We start from the raw sequence: 23362 nt of genomic DNA, 5'->3' as shown, positions 1-23362 counted from the left end.
AATTTCGGAGAAAAGGGAGTCCTTCCAGACACCCGGAAACGTTATGCCAACATTACTTAACGAAAGGCATTCCCATTTGCGTAAGCAATTCACGGGACTCTTCGTCTGTTTTCGCCGTTGTTACAATGACAATATCCATACCGCGGACTTTATCAACTTTATCGTATTCGATCTCCGGGAAGATCAATTGCTCTTTCAGACCCAGTGTATAGTTACCACGTCCATCGAAAGCATTACTCGATACACCGCGGAAGTCGCGGACACGAGGAAGCGTTACGTTGAGCAGCTTATCTAGGAAGAAGTACATACGCTCACCGCGTAATGTAACTTTCGCACCGATAGGCATATTCTCACGCAGTTTGAAACCTGCGATAGATTTTTTAGCACGAGTGATTACAGGTTTTTGACCGGCGATCAGTTGCAAATCGTTTACTGCAGAATCCAACACTTTAGAGTTTTGGACAGCGTCGCCCACACCCATGTTGATAACGATTTTCTCGATTTTCGGCACTTGCATTACCGTTGTATAGTTAAACTTCTGCATCAAAGCAGGAGCGATTTCTTGCAGGTAACGTTCTTTCATTCTTGATGCCATGAATCATAGCCCTCCTTTCTCATTCGGTTCAATTAGTCGATAATTTCTCCGGAACGTTTAGCAACGCGCACTTTCTTACCGTTATCCAAAACTTTGTAACCTACACGGGTTACTTTTCCGCTCTTCGGATCGATGTGCATTACGTTGGAAACGTGAATCGGAGCTTCCTTCTCGATAATGCCGCCTTGCGGATTTTGCTGGTTAGGCTTCTGGTGTTTTTTCACCATGTTAACACCTTCCACAAGGACGCGGTTCTCACGAGGATAAGCAGCGATGACACGGCCTTTTTTACCTTTGTCTTTACCGCTGATCACCATAACCGTATCTTCCTTTTTAACGTGAAGTTTGTTGTTATGGGATTCCAGAACTTTTTTCACTCTTGGCATTTCGTACACCTCCTGTTTCTAACATCACGAGATTAAGCTTTAGATAACTTCTGGAGCCAAGGAAACGATTTTCATGAAGTCTTTATCGCGAAGTTCGCGAGCAACTGGTCCGAAAATACGTGTTCCACGTGGGCTTCTGTCGTCTTTTACAACAACCGCTGCATTTTCATCAAAACCGATGTAGGAACCGTCTTTACGACGTACAGAACGTTTCGTACGAACGACAACCGCTCTAACTACATCACCTTTTTTGACAACGCCGCCTGGTGTTGCTTGTTTAACAGAACAAACGATCAGATCACCGATTTGAGCTGTACGACGTCCCGTACCGCCGAGTACGCGGATACACATCAGTTCCTTCGCACCGGAGTTGTCGGCCACAGTCAAACGTGTAAATGGTTGAATCATTTAGTATTCCTCCTTTCAGCAATGCTGCTGATGCATTAGATGATAACCGCTTTTTCTACGATTTCAGTAAGTCTCCAGCGTTTATCTTTCGAAAGCGGACGAGTCTCCATGATTTTCACCGTGTCACCGATTTTCGCAGTGTTTTCTTCGTCATGCGCTTTGAATTTTTTAGTAACCTTAATGCGTTTATGGTACAAGTTGTGTTTTTTGTAAGTTTCTACAGCAACAACAATCGTTTTATCCATTTTATCGCTGACCACTTTACCAGTTTGCACTTTACGTGCGTTACGTTCTTCGCTCATTGTTGGCCTCCTTCCTGATTACGGACGGATTGTCCATCCTATCCCTAATTAACCGATTCCCAATTCTCTCTCACGGATAATGGTTTTAGCACGAGCTATTTCTTTCCGCACATCACGGATGCGAGTCGGGTTATCCAGCTGACCGGTAGCTAATTGAAAGCGGAGGTTAAAGAGTTCTTCTTTAAATCCGGCAATCTTTTGCTCGATTTCAGCAGAGGTTAGGTTGCGAAATTCACTAGCTTTCATTTGCTTCACCACCCAATTCTTCACGTTTCACGAACTTCGTTTTGATTGGCAGTTTGTGAGCGGCAAGACGCATTGCTTCGCGTGCAATTTCCTCCGGTACACCAGCAAGTTCAAACATGATCTTACCTGGTTTCACTACTGCAACCCATTTTTCTACGTTACCTTTACCGCTACCCATCCGAACCTCGAGAGGCTTTTGAGTGATTGGTTTGTCTGGGAAAATTTTGATCCAAACTTTACCACCACGTTTGATGTAACGAGTCATCGCAATACGAGCCGCTTCGATCTGACGGTTCGTAATCCAAGCCGGTTCCGTAGCTTGCAGACCGTATTCGCCAAAGTTCAGAGTCGTTCCGCCTTTAGCTTGGCCTTTCATATGTCCACGTTGTTGCTTACGGTGTTTTACGCGTTTTGGTACCAACATGATTAGTTGCCTCCTTCCTTAGCAGCTTGTTTCTTAGCCGTAGGAAGAACCTCTCCACGATAGATCCATACTTTTACGCCGATAAGTCCGTAAGTAGTATGAGCCTCTGCTGTACCATAGTCAATGTCAGCACGCAGTGTGTGCAGTGGAACAGTTCCTTCGCTGTAGCCTTCAGAACGTGCGATCTCAGCACCGCCAAGACGTCCGCCTACTTGAGTTTTGATACCTTTAGCACCAGAGCGCATAGTTCTTTGAATTGCTTGTTTCAGAGCACGACGGAAAGAAACACGACGTTCCAATTGTTGTGCAATGCTTTCAGCTACAAGAATAGCGTCCAAGTCTTGGTTCTTAATTTCAGAAATGTTGATGTGTACTTTTTTACCGCCAGCAATTTTCGTAATTTGGTTACGAAGATTTTCAACTTCCGAACCACCCTTACCAATAACCATACCTGGTTTAGCAGTGTGAATCGTTACGTTTACGCGGTTAGCCGCTCTCTCAATTTCTACACGAGATAAAGCGGAGTCTTTCAATTTATTTTTCAGGAATTCACGAATTCTCACGTCTTCCATCAAAAGATCACCGAAGTCTTTGCCTGCATACCACTTAGATTCCCAGTCACGGATAATTCCGACACGGAGTCCGACTGGATTTACCTTTTGGCCCACACATTTCCCCTCCTTCTACTTCTCAGATACCACCAAAGTAATGTGGCTAGTACGTTTGTTAATACGACTTGCACGTCCCATTGCACGAGGGCGGAAACGTTTCATTGTTGGTCCTTGGTTCACGTAAGCTTGCGAGATAACCAAGTTGTTAACATCCAAAGAATAGTTATGTTCCGCATTCGCAATAGCGGAGTTAAGCAACTTCTCAACGATTGGAGAAGCAGATTTCGGAGTGTGACGGAGAATGGCAACCGCCTCACCTACTTGCTTGCCACGAATCAAGTCAACAACGAGTTGAGCTTTACGAGGAGCAATCCGGATAAACTTAGCATGTGCTTTTGCTTCCATTGTGTAACCTCCTTTCAAACATTAAAGATATTCATTTATCTTCTTGTTTTCTTATCATCAGCAGTATGGCCTTTGTACGTACGGGTTGGAGCGAACTCACCCAGTTTGTGTCCGACCATGTCCTCAGTTACATACACTGGCACGTGTTTACGACCATCGTAAACGCCAAATGTGTGTCCGATGAATTGCGGGAAAATTGTAGAACGACGGGACCAGGTTTTGATCACATTCTTCTTACCTGAAGCTTCCATCTCTTCTACCTTTTTAAGCATGTAGCCATCAATGAATGGCCCTTTTTTCAAACTGCGACCCATGTGGAGATCCTCCCTTCAAACATAGCTATTATGCATCCGCAGATGCCTCACGAAGTTATGCACAGTGTGTATTACTTCGTGCGGCGGCGAATGATGTATTTATCAGAAGCTTTATTTTTCTTACGCGTTTTGTAACCAAGTGTAGGTTTACCCCATGGTGACATTGGCGATTTACGTCCGATTGGAGCACGACCTTCACCACCACCGTGTGGGTGATCGTTAGGGTTCATTACTACACCACGAACCTCAGGACGTTTACCCAACCAACGGCTACGACCGGCTTTACCGATTTTGATGAGCTCGTGGTCTTGGTTACCTACAGATCCGATTGTCGCGCGGCAAACTTTCAAAATACGACGAACTTCTCCGGAAGAGAGACGAACGGAAACGTATTTTTCTTCTTTACCAAGCAATTGAGCTTCTGTACCAGCAGCACGAACCAATTGTCCGCCTTTACCTGGTTTCAACTCGATGTTGTGGATAACGGTACCTACTGGAATGTTTTCGAGTGGCAGTGCGTTACCGATTTTGATGTCTGATTCAGGTCCGGAGAATACTTGATCTCCAACTTTCAAACCTTTAGGAGCGATGATATAACGCTTTTCACCATCAGCATAGTGAATCAGAGCGATGTTGGATGTACGGTTCGGGTCATACTCAATCGTAGCAACGCGGCCCGGTATTCCATCTTTAGTACGTTTGAAGTCAATGATACGGTATTTACGTTTGTGTCCACCACCATGGTGACGAACTGTAATTTTACCTTGGTTGTTGCGGCCTGCTTGTTTGCTCAACGGGGCCAACAACGATTTCTCCGGCTGATTTGTGGTGATTTCCTCAAATGTAGAAACGGACATGTTCCGTCTTGCCGGGGATGTTGGTTTATACTTTTTGATTGGCACTGGGTTTCCCTCCTTACTTCAAAAATTCAATTATACAGTTTCAAAGAACTCAAGCGTTTTGCTGTCTTTTGTCAACGTTACAAACGCTTTTTTCCATTCGCTAGTATATCCGGAATAACGTCCGTACCGTTTCGGCTTAGCTGGAACACGAAGCGTGTTCACGTTTTTCACTTTTACATTGAAAATAGCTTCTACTGCCTTTTTGATCTCGGTTTTGTTTGCACGGATATCGACTTCAAATACATATTTCAAGTCGTTCATCATGTCAGCAGTACGTTCCGTAATAATCGGACGTTTTACAATATCACGAGGATCCTTCATTACGCGAGCACCTCCTCTACCTTCTGAACTGCTTCTTTCGTAATGATCAATTTGTCGTGCGAGAGCACGTCAAGAACATTAATACCGTCAGCAGCTACGAATTTCACGCCTGGAATATTCCGTGCGGAAAGAGCTACATTATCATCATAGCTAGGAGCTACGATCAAAGCTTTACGTCCCACTTTGAGGTTACTCAAGATGGCTGCAAATTCTTTAGTTTTAGGCGTACTCAACGTGAGAGCGTCCAAAACGATAATGTCATTGTCAAGCACTTTGGATGAAAGGGCTGATTTGATCGCCAAGCGGCGAACTTTCTTAGGCAGTTTATACGCATAGCTCCGTGGTGTTGGACCAAATACGATACCGCCGCCTTTCCATTGTGGTGAACGAATTGAACCTTGACGAGCGCGACCTGTACCTTTTTGTTTCCAAGGCTTACGTCCACCGCCACGAACTTCAGAACGTCCTTTTACTTTGTGGGTACCTTGACGAAGGGAAGCGCGTTGCATAAGAACTGCATCGTACAGAACGTGTTGGTTCGGCTCAATTCCGAAAACCGCATCGTTCAATTCAACTTCGCCTACTTGGCTACCATCTACATTGTAAACTGATACTTTTGGCATTTTGTGTTCCTCCTTTCTTCAGTGGTTATTTTTTCACCGTTTCTTTAACTCTAATGAGACTGTTTTTCGGTCCAGGAATAGAACCTTTCACGAGCAACACGTTACGCTCAGCGTCTACTTTAACTACTTCAAGACGTTGGATTGTAATAGTATCATGTCCCATGTGTCCTGGCAGGCGTTTGCCTTTAGGAACGCGGTTAGCTTGGATCGAACCCATTGAACCAGGGCCACGGTGGTAACGCGAACCGTGTGACATAGGTCCAGTGCTTTGTCCCCAACGTTTGATAACGCCGGCAAAACCTTTACCTTTAGAAATACCCGTTACGTCAACGAATTCGCCTTCAGCGAAAATGTCAGCTTTCAGTTCTTGGCCAACTTCATATTCTGCGATGTTGATACCGCGAACTTCACGAACGTAGCGCTTAGGGGCAGTGTTCGCTTTTTTAGCGTGACCTGCTTCTGGCTTGTTAGCATTTTTCTCTTTCTTATCGGAGTAACCGATTTGAATTGCTTCGTAGCCATCGTTCTCAATGTCTTTCTTTTGCAAAACAACACAAGGGCCTGCTTCGATAACCGTTACTGGAACGACGTTACCTTCAGGAGTAAATACTTGAGTCATTCCGAGTTTTTTTCCTAAGATTGCTTTCATGTTGACACCTCTTTTCCTTTATACATGGTCTTTGTTGTAGCTTGTATTACAATTTAATTTCGATATCTACACCGGACGGCAGATCCAAGCGCATCAAGGCATCCACAGTTTGTGGAGTCGGGTTAACGATGTCGATCAAACGTTTGTGTGTACGTTGTTCGAATTGTTCCCGAGAATCCTTGTACTTGTGCACCGCACGAAGAATAGTAATGATTTGTTTTTCAGTAGGAAGCGGAATCGGACCGGATACACCAGCACCCGAACGTTTTGCTGTTTCAACAATTTTCTCCGCGGATTGATCAAGAATTCTGTGGTCGTAAGCTTTCAAACGAATACGAATTTTTTGCTTTGCCATTTTAGTCCCTCCTTCTATCGCCCAATTTTTTATCGGACATACTCCGTGAAAATTTTCTAGCCACTCTCCCATGGCAAAGGGGCCGGGTGTGCCAGTAACCTCTCACATCATCGCAACGTCACAGAACAACATTCATTATTATATAGAAAAGATAGGCGTATTGCAAGCATATTTAAGAAAAACATTTAAACTTATCTTTTCTGATGAAATGACTTCGTTTATTGCAGTGTTAATCTTCAATATCCAGGCTGCCTTGCCAATCCTTCTAAACTTGTAAATGATGTTCATTTCGTATGACGCAGGTTCCGAACTTTAAACATAATAAAAGAGTTCTCTATCCGATGTCGGATAAAGAACTCTTCCGAAACTTCGTTACAATACAATGTTACTCGTTCCAGTACACTGTTACATATGCTTTATTCAGCGTTAAGCCGAATTATTTTTGGATAGATGCTACGGAACCGGCACCTACTGTACGTCCGCCTTCACGAATGGAGAATTTAGTTCCTTCTTCAATCGCGATTGGGGAGATCAGGGAAACAGTAACAGTGATGTTATCACCAGGCATTACCATTTCAGTACCTTCAGGCAAGTTGATGATGCCTGTTACGTCAGTTGTACGGAAGTAGAACTGTGGACGGTAACCAGTGAAGAATGGTTTGTGACGTCCGCCCTCTTCTTTAGTCAGAACGTAGATTTGAGCTGTGAATTCTGTGTGTGGCTTAACAGAACCTGGTTTTGCAAGTACTTGACCACGCTCGATTTGAGTACGGTCAACACCACGCAACAATGCACCGATGTTGTCACCCGCTTGAGCGGAATCCAACAATTTACGGAACATCTCAACGCCTGTTACAACGGATTTTTTAGTTTCTTCAGTGATACCAACGATTTCGATCTCTTCGCCGACTTTAACAGTACCACGCTCTACACGGCCTGTAGCAACAGTACCACGACCAGTGATGGAGAATACGTCCTCGACAGGCATCAAGAAAGGCTTGTCAGTTTGACGCTCAGGCAGTGGGATGTAAGTGTCGATCTCTTTGAACATCTCAACGATTTTTTGAGCCCATTCGCCATCTGGGTTTGCCAGAGCTTCACGAGCGGATCCACGAGTGATTGGAGTATCGTCACCTGGGAACTCATATTCGTTAAGAAGGTCGCGAACTTCCATCTCAACCAATTCCAACAACTCTTCGTCTTCAACCATGTCACATTTGTTCAAGAATACAACAATGTAAGGTACGCCTACTTGACGGGAGAGCAAGATGTGCTCACGAGTTTGTGGCATTGGGCCGTCTGCTGCGGATACTACCAAGATAGCTCCATCCATTTGAGCCGCGCCAGTGATCATGTTTTTAACATAGTCGGCGTGACCTGGGCAGTCAACGTGAGCGTAGTGACGAGTGTCAGTTTCGTACTCAACGTGTGATGTGGAGATTGTGATACCGCGTTCGCGCTCTTCTGGAGCTTTGTCGATTTGGTCGAAAGCAATTGCTGCACCACCGTAAGTTTTGGACAATACAGTTGTGATTGCAGCAGTCAGAGTTGTTTTACCGTGATCGACGTGACCGATAGTACCGATGTTAACGTGGGGTTTATTACGTTCGTATTTAGCCTTTGCCATTTGAACGTGGCCTCCTTAAAATTATAATTTTATGTTTTCACTGAATGAAGTGCTCCGAATTGAATTCTTATGCACTTGCATTCAGTGTGAGAAAACTACTCGGTGCCTTTTGTTTTGGCAACGATTTCTTCAGCGATGCTCTTAGGAACTTCTTCATAGTGAGAGAGTTCCATGGAGAATACGCCGCGTCCTTGAGTACCGGAACGAAGAGTTGTAGAGTAACCAAACATTTCAGACAGAGGTACCTTAGCACGGATGATTTGAGCTCCACTACGGGAATCCATACCTTCGATGCGGCCACGACGGGAGTTCAACATACCCATTACGTCACCCATGTACTCTTCTGGAACAGTTACTTCTACTTTCATGATAGGCTCAAGCAGAACTGGTTTACACTTGTCTTTAGCCGCTTTAAGCGCCATAGATCCGGCAATTTTAAATGCCATCTCATTGGAATCGACATCATGGTAAGATCCGTCTACGATTGTAGCCTTAACGTCTACAAGCGGGAAGCCTGCAATAACGCCGTTTTTCATTTGCTCTTCAATCCCTGACAGTGCAGGTTGAATGTATTCTCTTGGAACCGAACCACCGACAACCTTACTTTCGAACTGGCTGCCTGTACCCGGCTCGAGAGGTTCGAATTCAACCCATACGTGACCGTATTGACCACGACCACCGGATTGACGTACGAATTTACCTTCAACGCGCGCTGGAGCACGGAATGTTTCGCGGTAAGCTACTTGTGGTTTACCCACAGTAGTTTCAACCTTGAACTCACGACGCATACGGTCGATGATGATATCAAGGTGAAGCTCACCCATACCTGCCAAGATCGTTTGGCCTGTTTCTTCGTCAGTATGAGCACGAAGAGTTGGATCCTCTTCAGTCAACTTACCGAGAGCAACACCCAGTTTATCCTGGTCAGCTTTGGTTTTAGGTTCAACAGCGATTTCGATAACCGGATCAGGGAAGTTCATTGACTCCAGGATAACCGGATTTTTCTCATCACATAGTGTATCACCTGTACCTGTATCTTTCAAACCTACGGCAGCTGCAATATCACCGGAGTAAACTACAGTGATTTCTTGACGGCTGTTCGCATGCATTTGAAGGATACGACCGATACGCTCACGTTTGTTTTTAGTGGCATTCAATACATATGATCCGGATTGAAGAACACCGGAGTATACACGGAAGAATGTCAATTTACCAACGTAAGGGTCTGTCATAATTTTGAATGCCAATGCGGAGAATGGCTCTTCATCAGAAGACTTACGAATTGTTTCAGTACCATCCTCAAGATGCCCTGTAATAGAAGCAACATCTGTTGGAGCTGGCAGGTAATCAACAACAGCATCCAACATCAGTTGAACACCTTTGTTACGATACGAGGATCCACAGATAACAGGGAAGATTTTAACTTCAACAACACCTTTACGAAGTACGGCTTTGATCTCATCAACTGTGATCTCTTCGCCTTCCAGGTATTTCATTGTCAAGTCTTCGTCAAGTTCTGCAACACGCTCGATCAATTCGTTGCGAAGTTCTTCAACTTGCTCAACGAATTCTGCAGGAATTTCAGTTTCTTCGATATCTTGTCCCAGGTCATCTTTGTACATATGTGCCCTTTGAGCAACGATATCAATGATACCATTGAAATCATTTTCAGCGCCGATTGGAAGTTGAATCGCAACAGCGTTCGCTTTAAGGCGATCACGCATATCAGATACAACGTTCAGGAAGTCAGCACCGATGATATCCATTTTGTTTACATATGCGATACGAGGTACGTTGTATTTATCAGCCTGTCTCCATACGGTTTCGGACTGAGGCTCAACGCCTTCTTTCGCACTGAATACACCAACTGCTCCGTCCAATACACGAAGGGAACGTTCAACTTCAACTGTGAAGTCAACGTGTCCCGGGGTATCAATAATATTAACGCGGTAGCCCTTCCAAGCAGCGGTAGTTGCAGCGGAAGTAATCGTAATTCCGCGCTCCTGTTCCTGTTCCATCCAGTCCATTGTCGCAGCGCCTTCGTGAACTTCACCGATTTTGTGCGTACGTCCTGTGTAGAACAGGATCCGCTCAGTTGTCGTGGTTTTACCCGCATCAATATGAGCCATGATCCCGATATTACGTGTATTTTTCAAGGAGAACTCTCTAGCCATGTAATGGGTCTCCCTTCAAAATTGAAGTTATTTTATTGTTAACTGAATCCTACCAACGGTAGTGAGCAAACGCTTTGTTTGCTTCAGCCATTTTGTGCGTATCTTCACGTTTTTTAACGGAAGCGCCTGTGTTGTTGGAAGCGTCGATGATCTCAGCCGCCAAACGCTCTTCCATTGTTTTCTCACCGCGGTTGCGGGAGTAGTTTACGAGCCAACGTAATCCCAGAGCAGTACGTCTCTCTGGTTTCACCTCGATTGGTACTTGGTAGTTGGCACCGCCGACACGGCGAGCTTTAACTTCCAGGACTGGCATGATATTCTTGATTGCTGCTTCAAATACTTCCATAGGGTCATTACCCGTACGTTCTTGAATTAACTTGAACGCATTATACAGAATGCTTTGAGCAACACCGCGTTTACCACCGATCATGATGCGGTTGATTAAACGAGTAACCAACTTACTGTTATATAACGGATCAGGCAACACGTCTCTTTTCGTAACTGGACCTTTGCGTGGCATGGATATCCCCCTTTCTTTCTTGTTCAGCAGATCCTGTACCTTCCAGACCTAAGCCAGAAGGCTTTCAGGTTCTCTGCTTATAATGGTTTAGGCTTTTTTAGCTTTTGGACGTTTTGCACCGTATTTCGAACGAGCTTGCATACGGTTGTTTACGCCTGCAGTATCGAGAGCTCCACGAACGATGTGATAACGAACTCCTGCAAGGTCTTTAACTTTACCTCCGCGGATCAATACCACGCTGTGCTCTTGAAGGTTATGTCCGATTCCCGGGATATAAGCAGTAACCTCGAGACGGTTCGTCAAACGAACACGGGCATACTTACGAAGTGCAGAGTTTGGTTTACGTGGAGTCATTGTACCTACACGAGTGCAGACACCACGTTTTTGTGGGGCACTGATGTTAGTAGATTCACGTTTCAAAGCGTTGAATCCTTTTTGCAAAGCTGGAGATTTTGACTTCTCAACTTTTGCTTGACGTCCTTTACGAACCAGTTGGTTAATAGTTGGCATGTGATTGCCACCCCCTTCCTCAAATATTCATGTTTCTTTATAAACCTCTTTGCACTAAGTCCACAGACCCAGGCGGTTCATAAAAAGACAAATGAAAAGTTTTTGCCTTAGAGAATCCCTAAAAGTTCTCGGACAAAAACGTTCCTTACACTATCATTTTACGACAGCAGCCATAGCTGCTCCTACTCCAATCCCGCAAGCCTTGCCGAGATTTTTCATTGTATCCACTTTCGTGCATTTCACATTGTGTTGTTCACACAAAGCAATGATTTTGGAAGTAAGCTGCGGATCACTATCTTCTGCGACATAGACTTCAGAAGCCATACCCGTCTGTACCATCCGCATGGTCTGTTTGGTACCAATTTTGACATGAGCATCTTGCAAGGCTTTTTCATTAGACATTGTGCATTCCTCCGAATTGAACCATGTACAATCAGCTGCCCACGCACCTTTGATATATTAGCATCTAGCGCAAGCATTGTCAATGCTAATCCTAAAACATTTTTTAAAAGTTTACGTACATCAGGATTCGTCCGCCTGTATCATACAAACGTCCGTCTCCTGACGCACAAAACTTTCTCTCTCCTCATTTAGAGGAGAAATCTATTTAATCAACCGAAACTGGCTCAAGTTCTTCTACTGAAGATTGGCCGTCTTCTGGCTCGGCAAGTTTGATGCTGCGGTAACGGTGCATACCTGTACCTGCAGGAATCAATTTACCGATGATTACATTTTCCTTCAGACCGAGCAACTGATCGACTTTCCCTTTGATCGCTGCATCTGTCAATACACGTGTAGTTTCTTGGAACGAAGCCGCCGAGAGGAAGGAGTCTGTTTCCAGGGATGCTTTCGTAATACCGAGCAGGATTGGTTTTGCAACCGCCGGCTCTTTATCACTAAGAATCGCAATTTTGTTAGCTCTTTCGTACTCATGCATATCCACGAACGATCCTGGCAACAGCGTTGTATCTCCTGCATCTACGATACGGATTTTACGCAGCATTTGACGGATCATAACTTCAACGTGCTTATCGTTAATTTCTACGCCTTGGTTACGATATACGCGTTGTACTTCCTGCAGAATGTAGTTTTGTACACCACGTATGCCTTTAATCCGTAGCATCTCTTTTGGATCGATGGAACCGTCTGTCAACTCGTCACCCGCTTCAACTTCCGCGCCTTCGCTTACGCGCACACGGGAACCGTAGGTAACGGCGTATACTTTGGATTCCGCTTCACCTTGAATTTCGATTTCACGACGATCTTTCGCTTCGCGAATCTCTTTAACCACACCATCGATTTCACTGATCGTTGCTTGACCCTTAGGATTACGAGCTTCGAACAACTCCTGGATACGTGGCAAACCTTGCGTAATATCGTCTCCGGCTACACCACCGGTGTGGAACGTACGCATTGTAAGCTGTGTTCCTGGCTCACCAATGGACTGTGCTGCGATAATACCAACCGCTTCACCAATCTCCACGTGTTTACCAGTCGCCAGGTTGCGACCATAACACTTCTTGCAGACACCATGACTAGCACGGCAGCTGAGCACGGAGCGGATTTGCAATTTGGTGATACCTGCTTCGATGATCGCTTCTGCTTTATCGGAGTCAATCAATTCATTGCGACCTACAATGATTTCTTTCGTTTCCGGATGACGAAGAGTCTCGAAACAGTATCTGCCTTCAATACGGTCATAGAGATCTTCAATAACCTCTTTACCATCTTGGATACGACTTACCGTAAAGCCTTTATCTGTTCCACAATCATCATCACGCACGATTACGTCTTGGGCTACGTCTACGAGACGACGAGTCAGGTAACCTGAATCCGCTGTACGTAGTGCCGTATCCGCCAAACCTTTACGCGCTCCGTGAGTCGAGATAAAGTACTCGAGTACTGTCAGACCTTCACGGAAGTTCGATTTGATTGGGAGTTCAATGATTCGACCGGATGGGTTGGCCATCAGACCACGCATACCGCCCAATTGGGTGATTTGCGATTTGTTACCCCGTGCTTTGGAGTCTACCATCATCATGATCGAGTTGTAACGATCCATGGACTTCATCAGAATCTCAGTGATGTCATCTTTGGATTTTGACCAGATATCAATGATACGGTCATAGCGCTCTTCATTCGTAATCAGACCACGACGGTACTGATTCGTAACGATTTGTGCTTTTTCCTCAGACTGTCTAAGAATTTCAAACTTCTCAGGCGGAACGATAACATCAGATACCGCAACCGTAATACCGGCACGAGTTGAGTATGTGAAGCCAAGTTGTTTGATCTTATCCAAAATAACGGCTGTTTCCGTTGTGTGATAAATTTCAAAACAACGTGCAATGATGGAGCCGAGGTATTCTTTACCGACACCGCCAGCCAGAGGAGCATTCATAATAGCTTCTCTAAGATCAGCACCTTTTTCATATACAAATGAGTGATCTGCAGTACCTTGGTACAGGTTCGCACGAGTCGCATCATTGATATACGGGAAGCTTGCCGGGAAAATTTCATTAAAGATAATTTTACCAACAGTTGTCAGCAACATTCCTTCTTGTTGTTTTTCCGTGAAGCTTGTTTTACCAAGCGCCTTAACCGGAATAGCAACACGCGCATGCAGACCAGCAGTACCACGTTGGTATGCCGATACAGCTTCGTTAACTGTACGCAGGATCATACCTGTGCCCTTTTCTTCCTTGTTGTCCATAGTGAGGTAATAAGAACCAAGCACCATATCCTGGGAAGGAGTAACAACCGGTTTACCGTCTTTCGGATTCAAAATGTTACCAGATGCGAGCATCAGGATACGCGCTTCCGCTTGAGCTTCAGCGGACAACGGAACGTGCACGGCCATTTGGTCACCGTCAAAGTCGGCATTGTATGCCGTACATACGAGCGGGTGAAGACGAATTGCTTTACCTTCAACAAGAATCGGTTCAAATGCTTGAATACCGAGTCTGTGAAGCGTAGGGGCACGGTTCAACAGAACCGGATGCTCCTTGATTACTTCTTCAAGAACATCCCATACTTCAGGACTTACACGCTCAACTTTACGTTTCGCGCTCTTGATGTTGTGGGCAAGCCCTTTATTTACAAGCTCTTTCATAACAAAAGGCTTGAACAATTCAAGTGCCATATCTTTTGGCAGACCACACTGATACATTTTCAGGTAAGGTCCAACAACGATAACGGAACGACCAGAATAGTCAACCCGTTTACCGAGCAAGTTTTGACGGAAACGTCCTTGTTTACCTTTCAGCATGTGGCTGAGAGATTTCAATGGACGGTTACCAGGACCCGTTACCGGGCGTCCACGACGACCATTATCGATCAATGCGTCAACAGCTTCCTGCAACATCCGTTTTTCATTTTGCACGATAATATCTGGCGCGCCCAGATCAAGCAGACGTTTCAGACGGTTGTTCCGGTTGATTACACGGCGGTACAAGTCATTCAGGTCAGACGTTGCAAAACGTCCACCATCCAACTGTACCATTGGACGAAGTTCCGGCGGGATAACAGGAAGTACATCCATGATCATCCACTCTGGCTTGTTGCCGGAGTTGCGGAATGCTTCGATAACTTCCAGACGTTTGATTGCACGATTACGACGTTGTCCTTGCGCAGTCCGGAGCTCTTCTTTCAGGAACTCGAGCTCTTTGTCTATATCAATGTCCTGAAGCAATTTTTTAACCGCTTCTGCGCCCATGCCAGCATGGAAACCATATCCGTATTTTTCACGGTAGCTGCGGTATTCCTTCTCGGACAACAGCTGTTTTTTCTCCAGTGGAGTTTCTCCTGGATCAGTTACAACATATGATGCAAAATAAATAATCTCCTCGAGAGATCTTGGAGACATATCCAGAGCAAGACCCATACGGCTCGGAATACCTTTGAAGTACCAGATATGCGATACCGGAGCAGCAAGCTCAATATGGCCCATCCGTTCGCGGCGTACTTTCGCACGTGTGACTTCAACGCCACAACGATCACAGACAACGCCTTTATAACGGACGCGTTTGTATTTACCGCAATGACATTCCCAGTCTTTTGTAGGGCCGAAAATCTTTTCGCAGAACAGCCCTTCTTTTTCCGGTTTCAACGTACGATAGTTGATCGTTTCCGGTTTTTTCACTTCTCCGCGGGACCAAGACCGAATTTTCTCTGGGGAAGCAAGCCCGATCTTCATGTATTCGAAATTGTTGACGTCCAACAAGGAGCAACCCTCCTTAACCAATTCCTGTATTCTAGGTTACGCCCTCTCCGGCCGAAGCCGGAGCAAGACGCGAGCCTGATGAAAAACGCCGGTCATCATGCGCTCGAAGCGGTTTATTCCGCTCCGACCTCTGTACCCTCAAGGTTGAGGCTGAGCTTATCGCTCGCAGCGTCATCTTCATCGTCCATTTCTCTCATTTCAATCTCTTGCTCATCTTCGCTCAAAATCTTAACGTCCATACCCAAGCTTTGCAGCTCTTTGATCAATACTTTGAATGATTCAGGAACGCCTGGTTCCGGAACATTCTCACCTTTGACAATGGATTCATACGTTTTAACCCGACCAACAACGTCATCGGATTTAACGGTCAAGATTTCTTGCAGTGTATAAGCAGCACCGTATGCCTCAAGCGCCCATACTTCCATCTCCCCGAAACGCTGTCCACCAAATTGGGCTTTACCACCCAATGGCTGTTGCGTAACAAGTGAGTAAGGACCCGTGGAACGGGCATGGATTTTATCATCAACCATGTGTGCCAATTTGATCATGTGCATGACACCTACGGTAACTTCACGTTCAAACTCTTCACCTGTACGACCATCATACAGGACAGTTTTACCATTACGTTGCATACCTGCTTCTTCCATCGTATCGAAGACGTCATACTCCTTCGCTCCGTCGAATACAGGAGTTGCTACGTGAATACCCAGTTGCATCGCCGCCATACCCAAGTGAACCTCGAGTACTTGACCGATATTCATCCGGGAAGGTACGCCCAGTGGGTTAAGAACGATCTGAACCGGTGTACCGTCTGGCAGGAAAGGCATATCTTCTTCCGGCAAGATGCGGGCCACGACCCCTTTGTTACCGTGACGTCCAGCCATTTTATCACCCTCGGAAATTTTCCGTTTTTGAGCGATATATACACGAACGAGTTGGTTAACACCTGGAGGCAGCTCATCACCGTTTTCACGGGTAAATACTTTCACGTCTACTACGATACCATCAGTACCATGTGGTACACGCAAGGAAGTATCACGTACTTCACGTGCTTTCTCACCAAAGATCGCATGCAAGAGACGTTCTTCTGCTGTCAGCTCTGTTACACCCTTAGGTGTTACTTTACCAACCAGAATGTCGCCAGCACTGATCTCAGCACCGATGCGGATAATACCGCGCTCATCCAAGTTACGCAACGCTTCTTCCCCAACGTTAGGGATGTCACGTGTGATCTCTTCAGGTCCAAGCTTGGTATCACGTGCTTCTGACTCATACTCCTCGATATGGATGGATGTGTATACATCTTCCTTAACGAGTTTTTCACTGAGCAAGATCGCATCCTCGTAGTTGTAACCTTCCCAAGTCATGAAGGCAACAACAACGTTACGTCCCAGAGCCAATTCACCCATTTCCGTTGAAGGACCATCAGCGAGGATATCGCCAGCTTTGACAGCAGCACCTCTTTTGACAATCGGACGCTGGTTAATGCATGTTCCTTGGTTCGAACGCATAAATTTGTGTAATTTATATTTAACGATATCGCCTTTGACTTCCTGACCATCCACTTCTTCAACACGACGGACCCAAATTTCGTTCGCAGAAGAACGTTCAATAATTCCGTCATAATCGGAGATAATACATACACCAGAATCTTTTGCAGCTTTGTGCTCCATACCTGTCCCTACAAGTGGTGCTTTAGGAATCAAGAGTGGAACCGCCTGCCGTTGCATGTTTGATCCCATGAGTGCACGGTTGGAGTCATCGTTCTCAAGGAACGGGATCAGCGCTGTCGCGACGGATACAACCTGTTTAGGAGATACGTCCATGTAGTCAACTCGCTCACTCGGCATCGTAAGGATGTTATCCGACTGTTTGTTGTAACGTACAATGATCGCTTCTTCTTCAAATGTACCGTCTTCGTTCAACTTTGCGTTCGCTTGCGCGATAACATAGTTGTCCTCTTCGTCCGCTGTCAGGTAATCAATTTGCTCGGTTACAATACCTGTCTTCGGATCAACCCAACGATATGGAGCTTCAATGAAGCCATATTCATTCACACGAGCAAACGTAGACAAGGAGTTGATCAAACCGATGTTTGGTCCCTCTGGCGTCTCGATTGGACACATACGACCATAGTGGGATGGATGGACGTCACGCACTTCCATACCTGCGCGCTCACGCGTCAAACCACCGGGTCCGAGTGCAGACAAACGACGTTTATGTGTCAACTCACCCAGCGGGTTCGTTTGATCCATAAACTGTGACAACTGAGAGCTACCAAAGAACTCTTTAATCGATGCAATCACAGGACGTATGTTAATCAAAGCCTGTGGTGTAATTACGTTAGCATCCTGAATGGACATTCTCTCACGAACCACACGCTCCATACGGGACAAACCGATACGGAACTGGTTCTGCAGGAGTTCACCCACCGAACGCAAACGACGGTTACCCAGATGATCGATATCATCCGTGCTACCAATTCCCTGCAGAAGGTTAAGGAAATAACTGATGGACGAAATGATATCCGCCGGTGTCACGTTTTTAACGGACTTGTCAATGATTCCATTAGCAATCAGTTTGACTACTTTACCATCTTCTGTTGGTGAAAATACATCGATCGTTTGCATAGGAACATCATTAGCATCCAGAACACCGTTACCCACGTGATACGTGCGGAAACCAACGCTCTTCTCAAGATACGGCATGATTTCATCCAACAAGCGACGATCCACCATTTGACCTGCTTCAGCAATAATCTCGCCTGTTTCAGCGTCAACAAGTGATTCAGCCAAACGCTGGTTAAACAAACGGTTTTTGATGTGAAGCTTTTTGTTCATTTTGTAACGACCTACATTAGCCAGGTCATAACGTTTTGGATCAAAGAAACGTGCTACGAGCAAGCTTTTCGCATTATCCAGCGTTGGAGGCTCGCCCGGACGAAGACGCTCATAGATCTCAATGAGTGCTTTCTCCGTGGAATCCGTGTTGTCTTTGTCCAGTGTGTTGCGGATATATTCGTCATTACCGAGCAGATCCAGAATCTCAGCATCTGTGCCAAAACCAAGTGAACGCAGGAGAACCGTAACCGGTATTTTACGTGTACGGTCGATCCGGACGTAAACAACATCCTTCGCGTCCATCTCCAGTTCCAACCAAGCGCCGCGGTTAGGAATAACTGTAGCGGTATACGTTTTTTTGGCGTTTTTATCTACTTTGGTACTGAAGTAAACGCTAGGAGAGCGAACCAACTGGCTGACAATAACCCGTTCCGCACCATTAATAATAAATGTGCCCGTGTTGGTCATCAGCGGGAAATCTCCCATGAATACTTCCTGCTCTTTGACTTCGCCGGTTTCCTTATTAATGAGCCGGACTTTGACCCGAAGCGGTGCTGCATAAGTAACGTCACGCTCTTTTGCGTCGTCTACTGTATACTTCGGTTCACCGAGACTGTAATCGATAAATTCCAAAATCAAGTTACCTGTAAAATCCTGAATCGGCGAGATATCCTGGAACATTTCGCGCAACCCTTCCTCCAAAAACCAATCATAGGATTTTTGTTGGATTTCAATCAGGTTCGGAACTTCGAGTATCTCGTTAATTCGTGCATAACTGCGCCGAGTGCGTCGACCATATTGAACAAGATGTCCTGCCAACTTAAACTCACCCCTCAATGTCTACTCACTTTAAAAATTTCGTTGCGAACCTCTGTTTGTAACCTTATAATGGTACACATACAGAGCAAAGCAATGCATCCACAAATAAAGAAAAGCCCTTACTCGAAATGTCGTTCGAAAAAAGAGCAACTTTGATCGGCGGATGTCTTTCCAAATCATTCTTATCCCCAGTTTGCCCAAAATGTACATATTATACGCCAAACGTAGGCATAATAAGCCCGTTCGGCGTAAAAAAAGGTTGACATTTTTAGTTAGCTAAAGCCAAGTAGGGCATCTTAATACTGACATTTCACAACTATACCACGACCTGAATTTCAAGTCAATAGTCCTATTGCAAAAAAAATGATCCCCTGCTTACTTTACAAACTCGGATTCAGCTTTTAGTAGATACCTCTTCCGATTTCACCGCTTTGAAAATCCGATAGCCTTTATCCTTCGTCACTTCTTCCACTCTTCCAAACAAAGATTCCAATTTTGCTTTCGCTGACGGGGCTCCTTGTTTCTTCTGAATGACAATCCACAACGAACCGCCTACCTTCAGATGGCGATGTGCCTGTTCGAAAATAGTATGAACCGTCTCTTTCCCAGCCCGTATAGGCGGGTTGGTTAGGATAACGTCAAAATCTTGCTTTTTTACTTCAGCCAGTAGATTACTTTGCAATACCGTAACATTGTTAATTCCGTTCGCTTTTGCATTTTCCCTGGAAAGTTCAACGGCTCTCTCGTTGATATCGATCATGGTGACATGCCCATCCGGTACAAGTTTGGCTGCTGTAAGACCCATCGGTCCGTATCCACAACCCACATCGAGAACATGAGCCCCTGATGGCAACTCTATCGCATCAATCAATACTCTGCTGCCATAATCGATTCCGTTTTTGGAAAATACACCGGCGTCAGTCACGAGTCGCAGACTGAATCCGCGAAGAACCGCTTCAGTTGCTTTGCGATCATGTGCTACTTGCGGTTTGTCCGAATAATAATGATTGGACACATCCTCACTCACTTTCCATTTACAATTACAGCAACAAACCCCTTGATATAAGTCAAGGGGTTTGTTGTTTTGTTCATTTAGCTTGTAATAGCTAAATTATTTAACTTCAACTGAAGCGCCTGCTTCTTCAAGCTTAGCTTTAACCGCTTCTGCTTCTTCTTTAGCAACTTTTTCTTTCAATGCTTTTGGAGCGTTGTCAACCAATTCTTTTGCTTCTTTCAGGCCAAGACCTGTGATTTCGCGAACTGCTTTGATAACGTTGATTTTGGAAGCACCAGCGCTAGTCAAGATTACGTCGAACTCGGATTGCTCAGCTTCAGCAGAAGCTACTGCACCTGCAGCAGCTACTGGAGCTGCAGCAGTTACGCCGAATTCTTCTTCGATTGCTTTAACAAGATCGTTCAATTCCAGTACAGTCATGCCTTTGATTGCTTCCAAGATTTGCTCTTTACTCATGAGTGAACCTCCATATATAATATTATTTTTTTTAATTCATTTGCCGCCTAAGCAGCATTCAGATCAAGTTGCTTACGCGCCTTGTTCTTCTTTTTCTGCAACTGCTTTAACCGCAAGCGCGAAGTTGCGCACTGGCGCTTGAAGCACGCTGAGGAGCATGGAGAGGAGTCCATCGCGGGATGGCAGTTCTGCCAATGCCTTAACTTCTTCTACTCCGATTACGCGACCTTCTACGACTGCACCTTTCAATTCCAATGCATCGTTCTTTTTCGCGAAGTCGTTCAGAATTTTAGCTGGAGCCACAACGTCATCTACGCTGAATGCAATTGCAGTAGGACCTGTAAGAACACTATCGAGTTCTGTCAGTTCTGCTGCTGCAGCTGCACGGCGAAGCAACGAGTTTTTCAGCACTTGGAATTCGATCCCTGCTTCACGAAGTTGCTTACGCAACTCAGTTACTTGGGCAACGTTCAATCCGCGATAGTCAACAACAACAGTTGTAACGCTCTCGCGCAATTTTGCTGTTACTGCATCAACGGATTCTTGTTTTGCTTGAATCACTTTTGCGTTTGCCAATCTGTACACCTCCTGATCAAATTTATCCCATTAAGAAAAGCCTCCGTAGAATCACGAAGGCTTGATATATACTCATCATCGATTTGCATCGTTCTAAGTTCTATAATCACACCTCGGCAGGAAATTAAGCCAAATGGCACCTACTGTCTACGGCAAGCATATTCAAATGTCAACGGTCAGTCACTCGGACTCACAACTTTTATATCTTATCAAAAACAGGACAAGCCTGTCAAGAGATATTATCTAAAAGCTGCTGCGTTCACGCGTGCGCCAGGGCCCATCGTGGAAGAAAGACTAACATTCTTCAGATAAACACCTTTTGCTGCCGCTGGTTTAGCACGATTCAGAGCTTCCATGAGAGCTTTGAAGTTCTCATTAAGTTGCTCAGAAGAGAAAGAAGCTTTACCAATCGGTGCATGAATTTGACCTGCACGATCCAGACGATATTCGATTTTACCGGCTTTAATTTCTTGAACAGCCTTAGTTACATCGAAAGTTACCGTTCCGGCTTTAGGGTTAGGCATCAGACCTTTACCGCCGAGCAGTCGGCCCAATTTACCTACTTCACTCATCATATCTGGTGTCGCTACGCAGACGTCGAATTCGAACCAGCCTTGTTGGATTTTGTTGATCATGTCTGCATCACCAACATAGTCCGCGCCAGCCGCTTCCGCTTCTTTCGCTTTGTCACCTTTTGCAAATACCAATACGCGTTGTGTTTTACCTGTGCCGTGTGGCAAGACAACAACACCACGTACAGCCTGGTCTTGCTTACGAGGGTCTACACCCAAACGAACTGCCGCTTCGATTGTTTCATCGAATTTTGCAGTAGCTGCCTTTTTCACAAGCTCTACAGCTTCTGAAGGCTCGTAAGTTGCTTCGCTGTCAATCAGCTTAGCAGCTTCCAGGTATTTTTTACCGTGTTTAGCCATGTTTTATTCCTCCTTTGTGGTGTTAGCGGATATACCTCCCACATCAACCGGTCGCGAATCAACCGGTTTTACGAAGCCATGTTTCTTATGAAAATTAGTCTTCGATGGTTATACCCATGCTGCGGGCAGTACCTTCGACCATACGCATAGCGGACTCAACGTCTGCTGCATTCAGGTCAGGCATTTTTGTTTCTGCGATTTGACGAACCGCATCACGTTTAACAGTAGCAACTTTTTTCTTATTCGGTTCGCCGGATCCTTTTTCAACTTTAGCTGCCACTTTCAACAGAACTGCTGCTGGTGGAGTTTTAGTGATGAAAGTAAAGGAACGGTCTTCGAATACAGAAATTTCAACTGGAATAATCAATCCCGCTTGATCAGCTGTACGAGCGTTGAATTCTTTACAGAATGCCATGATGTTGACACCTGCTTGACCCAAAGCTGGACCTACTGGTGGTGCTGGGTTTGCTTTACCTGCTGGAATCTGCAGTTTTACCATTTTAATAACTTTTTTCGCCATGATTGACACCTCCTTGCAAAATAGTGGTTAACGGGTTTTTCAACCCTCCCACAAGAAACTTAAAGAAACTAAATCTTCTCCACTTGTGTGTATTCCAACTCAAGCGGCGTTTCCCGTCCAAACATGTTCACGTGCACTTTCAACTTGCTCTTGTCTACCAAAATTTCTTCCACGGAGCCTACGAAATTCGCAAAAGGACCGACTTTAATACGTACGGATTCCTTAAGATCGAACTCAATTTTCGGCTTAGGTTCAACCATTCCCATGTGCTTCAGAATTTGTTCCACTTCTTCAGGCAACAATGCAGTTGGTTTGGACCCAGAACCTGTCGAACCGACAAATCCTGTAACCCCTGGTGTGTTGCGAACAACATACCAAGAATCATCCGTCTGTACCATTTCCACCAAGACATAACCGGGGTAAACTTTACGCATAACGGTTTTTTTCTTACCGTCCTTGTTTACCACTTCTTCTTCCATAGGAACAAGAACGCGGAATATCTTGTCTTCCATGCCCATAGACTCTACGCGTTTTTCCAAATTGGCTTTGACCTTGTTCTCATACCCTGAATAGGTATGAACGACGTACCATCTTTTTTCCATATCAAGCC

27 protein-coding genes and 1 other annotated feature are annotated in these 23362 nt (G+C 45.2%); all 27 genes read right to left on the bottom strand.

From position 1 onward, the window contains the following. Positions 1-52 precede the first annotated feature (52 nt). Positions 53-595 (bottom strand): 50S ribosomal protein L5, encoded by a 543-nt coding sequence (rplE, locus tag D829_RS0127230; RefSeq protein ID WP_017692087.1) that lies wholly within the window; start codon positions 593-595, stop codon positions 53-55. Positions 596-627: 32 nt separating this feature from the next. After that, complete coding sequence (gene rplX / locus D829_RS0127225; protein WP_017692086.1) at positions 628-981, bottom strand: 50S ribosomal protein L24; 354 nt, start codon at positions 979-981, stop codon at positions 628-630. Positions 982-1020: 39 nt separating this feature from the next. Further along, a complete protein-coding gene (gene rplN / locus D829_RS0127220; protein ID WP_017692085.1) occupies positions 1021-1389 on the bottom strand; it encodes a 50S ribosomal protein L14 in 369 nt (122 codons plus the stop codon). 35 nt (positions 1390-1424) lie between these two features. Next, positions 1425-1691, bottom strand: a complete 267-nt coding sequence (gene rpsQ / locus D829_RS0127215) for a 30S ribosomal protein S17 (RefSeq protein ID WP_017692084.1) — start codon at positions 1689-1691, stop codon at positions 1425-1427. Between the two features lie 48 nt (positions 1692-1739). After that, a complete protein-coding gene (rpmC, locus tag D829_RS0127210; protein WP_017692083.1) occupies positions 1740-1937 on the bottom strand; it encodes a 50S ribosomal protein L29 in 198 nt (65 codons plus the stop codon). Further along, on the bottom strand, positions 1927-2361 hold the full coding sequence (rplP, locus tag D829_RS0127205) for a 50S ribosomal protein L16 (RefSeq protein WP_017692082.1): 435 nt from the start codon (positions 2359-2361) through the stop codon (positions 1927-1929). Before rplP ends, rpmC begins: the two co-directional genes overlap by 11 nt. Before the next feature lie 2 nt (positions 2362-2363). Beyond that, positions 2364-3029: a 30S ribosomal protein S3 gene (gene rpsC, locus D829_RS0127200; RefSeq protein ID WP_017692081.1), complete on the bottom strand. Its 666-nt coding sequence runs from the start codon at positions 3027-3029 to the stop codon at positions 2364-2366. Positions 3030-3044: 15 nt separating this feature from the next. Then, a complete protein-coding gene (gene rplV, locus D829_RS0127195) occupies positions 3045-3377 on the bottom strand; it encodes a 50S ribosomal protein L22 (RefSeq protein WP_017692080.1) in 333 nt (110 codons plus the stop codon). A gap of 35 nt (positions 3378-3412) precedes the next feature. Continuing rightward, positions 3413-3691: a 30S ribosomal protein S19 gene (gene rpsS / locus D829_RS0127190; RefSeq protein WP_017692079.1), complete on the bottom strand. Its 279-nt coding sequence runs from the start codon at positions 3689-3691 to the stop codon at positions 3413-3415. Positions 3692-3762: 71 nt separating this feature from the next. Continuing rightward, complete coding sequence (gene rplB, locus D829_RS0127185) at positions 3763-4593, bottom strand: 50S ribosomal protein L2 (RefSeq protein WP_017692078.1); 831 nt, start codon at positions 4591-4593, stop codon at positions 3763-3765. Positions 4594-4623: 30 nt separating this feature from the next. Continuing rightward, entirely contained in the window at positions 4624-4914 is a 291-nt protein-coding gene (gene rplW, locus D829_RS0127180) for a 50S ribosomal protein L23 (RefSeq protein ID WP_017692077.1), read from the bottom strand. Next, positions 4914-5537: a 50S ribosomal protein L4 gene (gene rplD, locus D829_RS0127175; RefSeq protein WP_017692076.1), complete on the bottom strand. Its 624-nt coding sequence runs from the start codon at positions 5535-5537 to the stop codon at positions 4914-4916. Before rplD ends, rplW begins: the two co-directional genes overlap by 1 nt. 25 nt (positions 5538-5562) lie before the next feature. After that, complete coding sequence (gene rplC / locus D829_RS0127170; RefSeq protein ID WP_017692075.1) at positions 5563-6186, bottom strand: 50S ribosomal protein L3; 624 nt, start codon at positions 6184-6186, stop codon at positions 5563-5565. 46 nt (positions 6187-6232) lie between these two features. Continuing rightward, a complete protein-coding gene (gene rpsJ, locus D829_RS0127165) occupies positions 6233-6541 on the bottom strand; it encodes a 30S ribosomal protein S10 (protein ID WP_017692074.1) in 309 nt (102 codons plus the stop codon). A gap of 436 nt (positions 6542-6977) precedes the next feature. Next, the gene (tuf, locus tag D829_RS0127160) at positions 6978-8168 is read right to left on the bottom strand and encodes an elongation factor Tu (RefSeq protein WP_017692073.1); all 1191 of its coding nucleotides are present in this window, start codon (positions 8166-8168) and stop codon (positions 6978-6980) included. A gap of 95 nt (positions 8169-8263) precedes the next feature. Beyond that, entirely contained in the window at positions 8264-10342 is a 2079-nt protein-coding gene (gene fusA, locus D829_RS0127155) for an elongation factor G (protein ID WP_017692072.1), read from the bottom strand. A gap of 49 nt (positions 10343-10391) precedes the next feature. Beyond that, a complete protein-coding gene (gene rpsG, locus D829_RS0127150; RefSeq protein ID WP_017692071.1) occupies positions 10392-10862 on the bottom strand; it encodes a 30S ribosomal protein S7 in 471 nt (156 codons plus the stop codon). An 87-nt stretch (positions 10863-10949) separates the two neighbouring features. Next, entirely contained in the window at positions 10950-11372 is a 423-nt protein-coding gene (gene rpsL, locus D829_RS0127145; protein ID WP_017692070.1) for a 30S ribosomal protein S12, read from the bottom strand. Positions 11373-11525: 153 nt separating this feature from the next. Beyond that, the gene (locus D829_RS0127140; RefSeq protein ID WP_017692069.1) at positions 11526-11774 is read right to left on the bottom strand and encodes a ribosomal L7Ae/L30e/S12e/Gadd45 family protein; all 249 of its coding nucleotides are present in this window, start codon (positions 11772-11774) and stop codon (positions 11526-11528) included. A gap of 205 nt (positions 11775-11979) precedes the next feature. Beyond that, positions 11980-15594, bottom strand: a complete 3615-nt coding sequence (rpoC, locus tag D829_RS0127135; RefSeq protein WP_017692068.1) for a DNA-directed RNA polymerase subunit beta' — start codon at positions 15592-15594, stop codon at positions 11980-11982. Between the two features lie 113 nt (positions 15595-15707). Further along, complete coding sequence (gene rpoB, locus D829_RS0127130) at positions 15708-19253, bottom strand: DNA-directed RNA polymerase subunit beta (RefSeq protein ID WP_017692067.1); 3546 nt, start codon at positions 19251-19253, stop codon at positions 15708-15710. A 394-nt stretch (positions 19254-19647) separates the two neighbouring features. Continuing rightward, positions 19648-20268, bottom strand: coding sequence for a class I SAM-dependent methyltransferase (locus D829_RS0127125; protein WP_026081449.1), 621 nt, complete (start codon positions 20266-20268; stop codon positions 19648-19650). Between the two features lie 96 nt (positions 20269-20364). After that, a complete protein-coding gene (gene rplL / locus D829_RS0127120; protein ID WP_017692065.1) occupies positions 20365-20724 on the bottom strand; it encodes a 50S ribosomal protein L7/L12 in 360 nt (119 codons plus the stop codon). A gap of 72 nt (positions 20725-20796) precedes the next feature. Next, the gene (gene rplJ / locus D829_RS0127115; protein ID WP_017692064.1) at positions 20797-21300 is read right to left on the bottom strand and encodes a 50S ribosomal protein L10; all 504 of its coding nucleotides are present in this window, start codon (positions 21298-21300) and stop codon (positions 20797-20799) included. A gap of 23 nt (positions 21301-21323) precedes the next feature. Continuing rightward, positions 21324-21471: a sequence feature (ribosomal protein L10 leader region), on the bottom strand. A 68-nt stretch (positions 21472-21539) separates the two neighbouring features. Continuing rightward, on the bottom strand, positions 21540-22232 hold the full coding sequence (gene rplA / locus D829_RS0127110) for a 50S ribosomal protein L1 (protein ID WP_017692063.1): 693 nt from the start codon (positions 22230-22232) through the stop codon (positions 21540-21542). A 94-nt stretch (positions 22233-22326) separates the two neighbouring features. Next, complete coding sequence (gene rplK, locus D829_RS0127105) at positions 22327-22752, bottom strand: 50S ribosomal protein L11 (protein WP_017692062.1); 426 nt, start codon at positions 22750-22752, stop codon at positions 22327-22329. A 68-nt stretch (positions 22753-22820) separates the two neighbouring features. Then, a complete protein-coding gene (nusG, locus tag D829_RS0127100; RefSeq protein ID WP_017692061.1) occupies positions 22821-23354 on the bottom strand; it encodes a transcription termination/antitermination protein NusG in 534 nt (177 codons plus the stop codon). Positions 23355-23362 lie beyond the last annotated feature (8 nt).

It is taken from the genome of Paenibacillus sp. PAMC 26794, assembly GCF_000316035.1.
In the GTDB taxonomy this organism is placed as follows: domain Bacteria; phylum Bacillota; class Bacilli; order Paenibacillales; family Paenibacillaceae; genus Paenibacillus.
The sequence above is the reverse complement of the archived record's forward strand: the minus strand, read 5'-3'. Positions and strand labels throughout refer to the sequence as shown.

Excerpts from the sequence above, each read along its gene's own strand:
- rplD (WP_017692076.1), bottom strand. The coding sequence starts at position 5,537 with ATGCCAAAAGTATCAGTTTACAATGTAGATGGTAGCCAAGTAGGCGAA.
- rplX (WP_017692086.1), bottom strand. The coding sequence starts at position 981 with ATGCCAAGAGTGAAAAAAGTTCTGGAATCCCATAACAACAAACTTCAC.
- rplK (WP_017692062.1), bottom strand. The coding sequence starts at position 22,752 with ATGGCGAAAAAAGTTATTAAAATGGTAAAACTGCAGATTCCAGCAGGT.
- fusA (WP_017692072.1), bottom strand. The coding sequence starts at position 10,342 with ATGGCTAGAGAGTTCTCCTTGAAAAATACACGTAATATCGGGATCATG.
- nusG (WP_017692061.1), bottom strand. The coding sequence starts at position 23,354 with ATGGAAAAAAGATGGTACGTCGTTCATACCTATTCAGGGTATGAGAAC.
- rplW (WP_017692077.1), bottom strand. The coding sequence starts at position 4,914 with ATGAAGGATCCTCGTGATATTGTAAAACGTCCGATTATTACGGAACGT.
- rpsG (WP_017692071.1), bottom strand. The coding sequence starts at position 10,862 with ATGCCACGCAAAGGTCCAGTTACGAAAAGAGACGTGTTGCCTGATCCG.
- rpmC (WP_017692083.1), bottom strand. The coding sequence starts at position 1,937 with ATGAAAGCTAGTGAATTTCGCAACCTAACCTCTGCTGAAATCGAGCAA.
- rplN (WP_017692085.1), bottom strand. The coding sequence starts at position 1,389 with ATGATTCAACCATTTACACGTTTGACTGTGGCCGACAACTCCGGTGCG.
- tuf (WP_017692073.1), bottom strand. The coding sequence starts at position 8,168 with ATGGCAAAGGCTAAATACGAACGTAATAAACCCCACGTTAACATCGGT.
- rplV (WP_017692080.1), bottom strand. The coding sequence starts at position 3,377 with ATGGAAGCAAAAGCACATGCTAAGTTTATCCGGATTGCTCCTCGTAAA.
- D829_RS0127140 (WP_017692069.1), bottom strand. The coding sequence starts at position 11,774 with ATGTCTAATGAAAAAGCCTTGCAAGATGCTCATGTCAAAATTGGTACC.
- rplC (WP_017692075.1), bottom strand. The coding sequence starts at position 6,186 with ATGAAAGCAATCTTAGGAAAAAAACTCGGAATGACTCAAGTATTTACT.
- rpsS (WP_017692079.1), bottom strand. The coding sequence starts at position 3,691 with ATGGGTCGCAGTTTGAAAAAAGGGCCATTCATTGATGGCTACATGCTT.
- rpsL (WP_017692070.1), bottom strand. The coding sequence starts at position 11,372 with ATGCCAACTATTAACCAACTGGTTCGTAAAGGACGTCAAGCAAAAGTT.
- rpsJ (WP_017692074.1), bottom strand. The coding sequence starts at position 6,541 with ATGGCAAAGCAAAAAATTCGTATTCGTTTGAAAGCTTACGACCACAGA.
- rplA (WP_017692063.1), bottom strand. The coding sequence starts at position 22,232 with ATGGCTAAACACGGTAAAAAATACCTGGAAGCTGCTAAGCTGATTGAC.
- rpsQ (WP_017692084.1), bottom strand. The coding sequence starts at position 1,691 with ATGAGCGAAGAACGTAACGCACGTAAAGTGCAAACTGGTAAAGTGGTC.
- rplP (WP_017692082.1), bottom strand. The coding sequence starts at position 2,361 with ATGTTGGTACCAAAACGCGTAAAACACCGTAAGCAACAACGTGGACAT.
- rplL (WP_017692065.1), bottom strand. The coding sequence starts at position 20,724 with ATGAGTAAAGAGCAAATCTTGGAAGCAATCAAAGGCATGACTGTACTG.
- rplE (WP_017692087.1), bottom strand. The coding sequence starts at position 595 with ATGGCATCAAGAATGAAAGAACGTTACCTGCAAGAAATCGCTCCTGCT.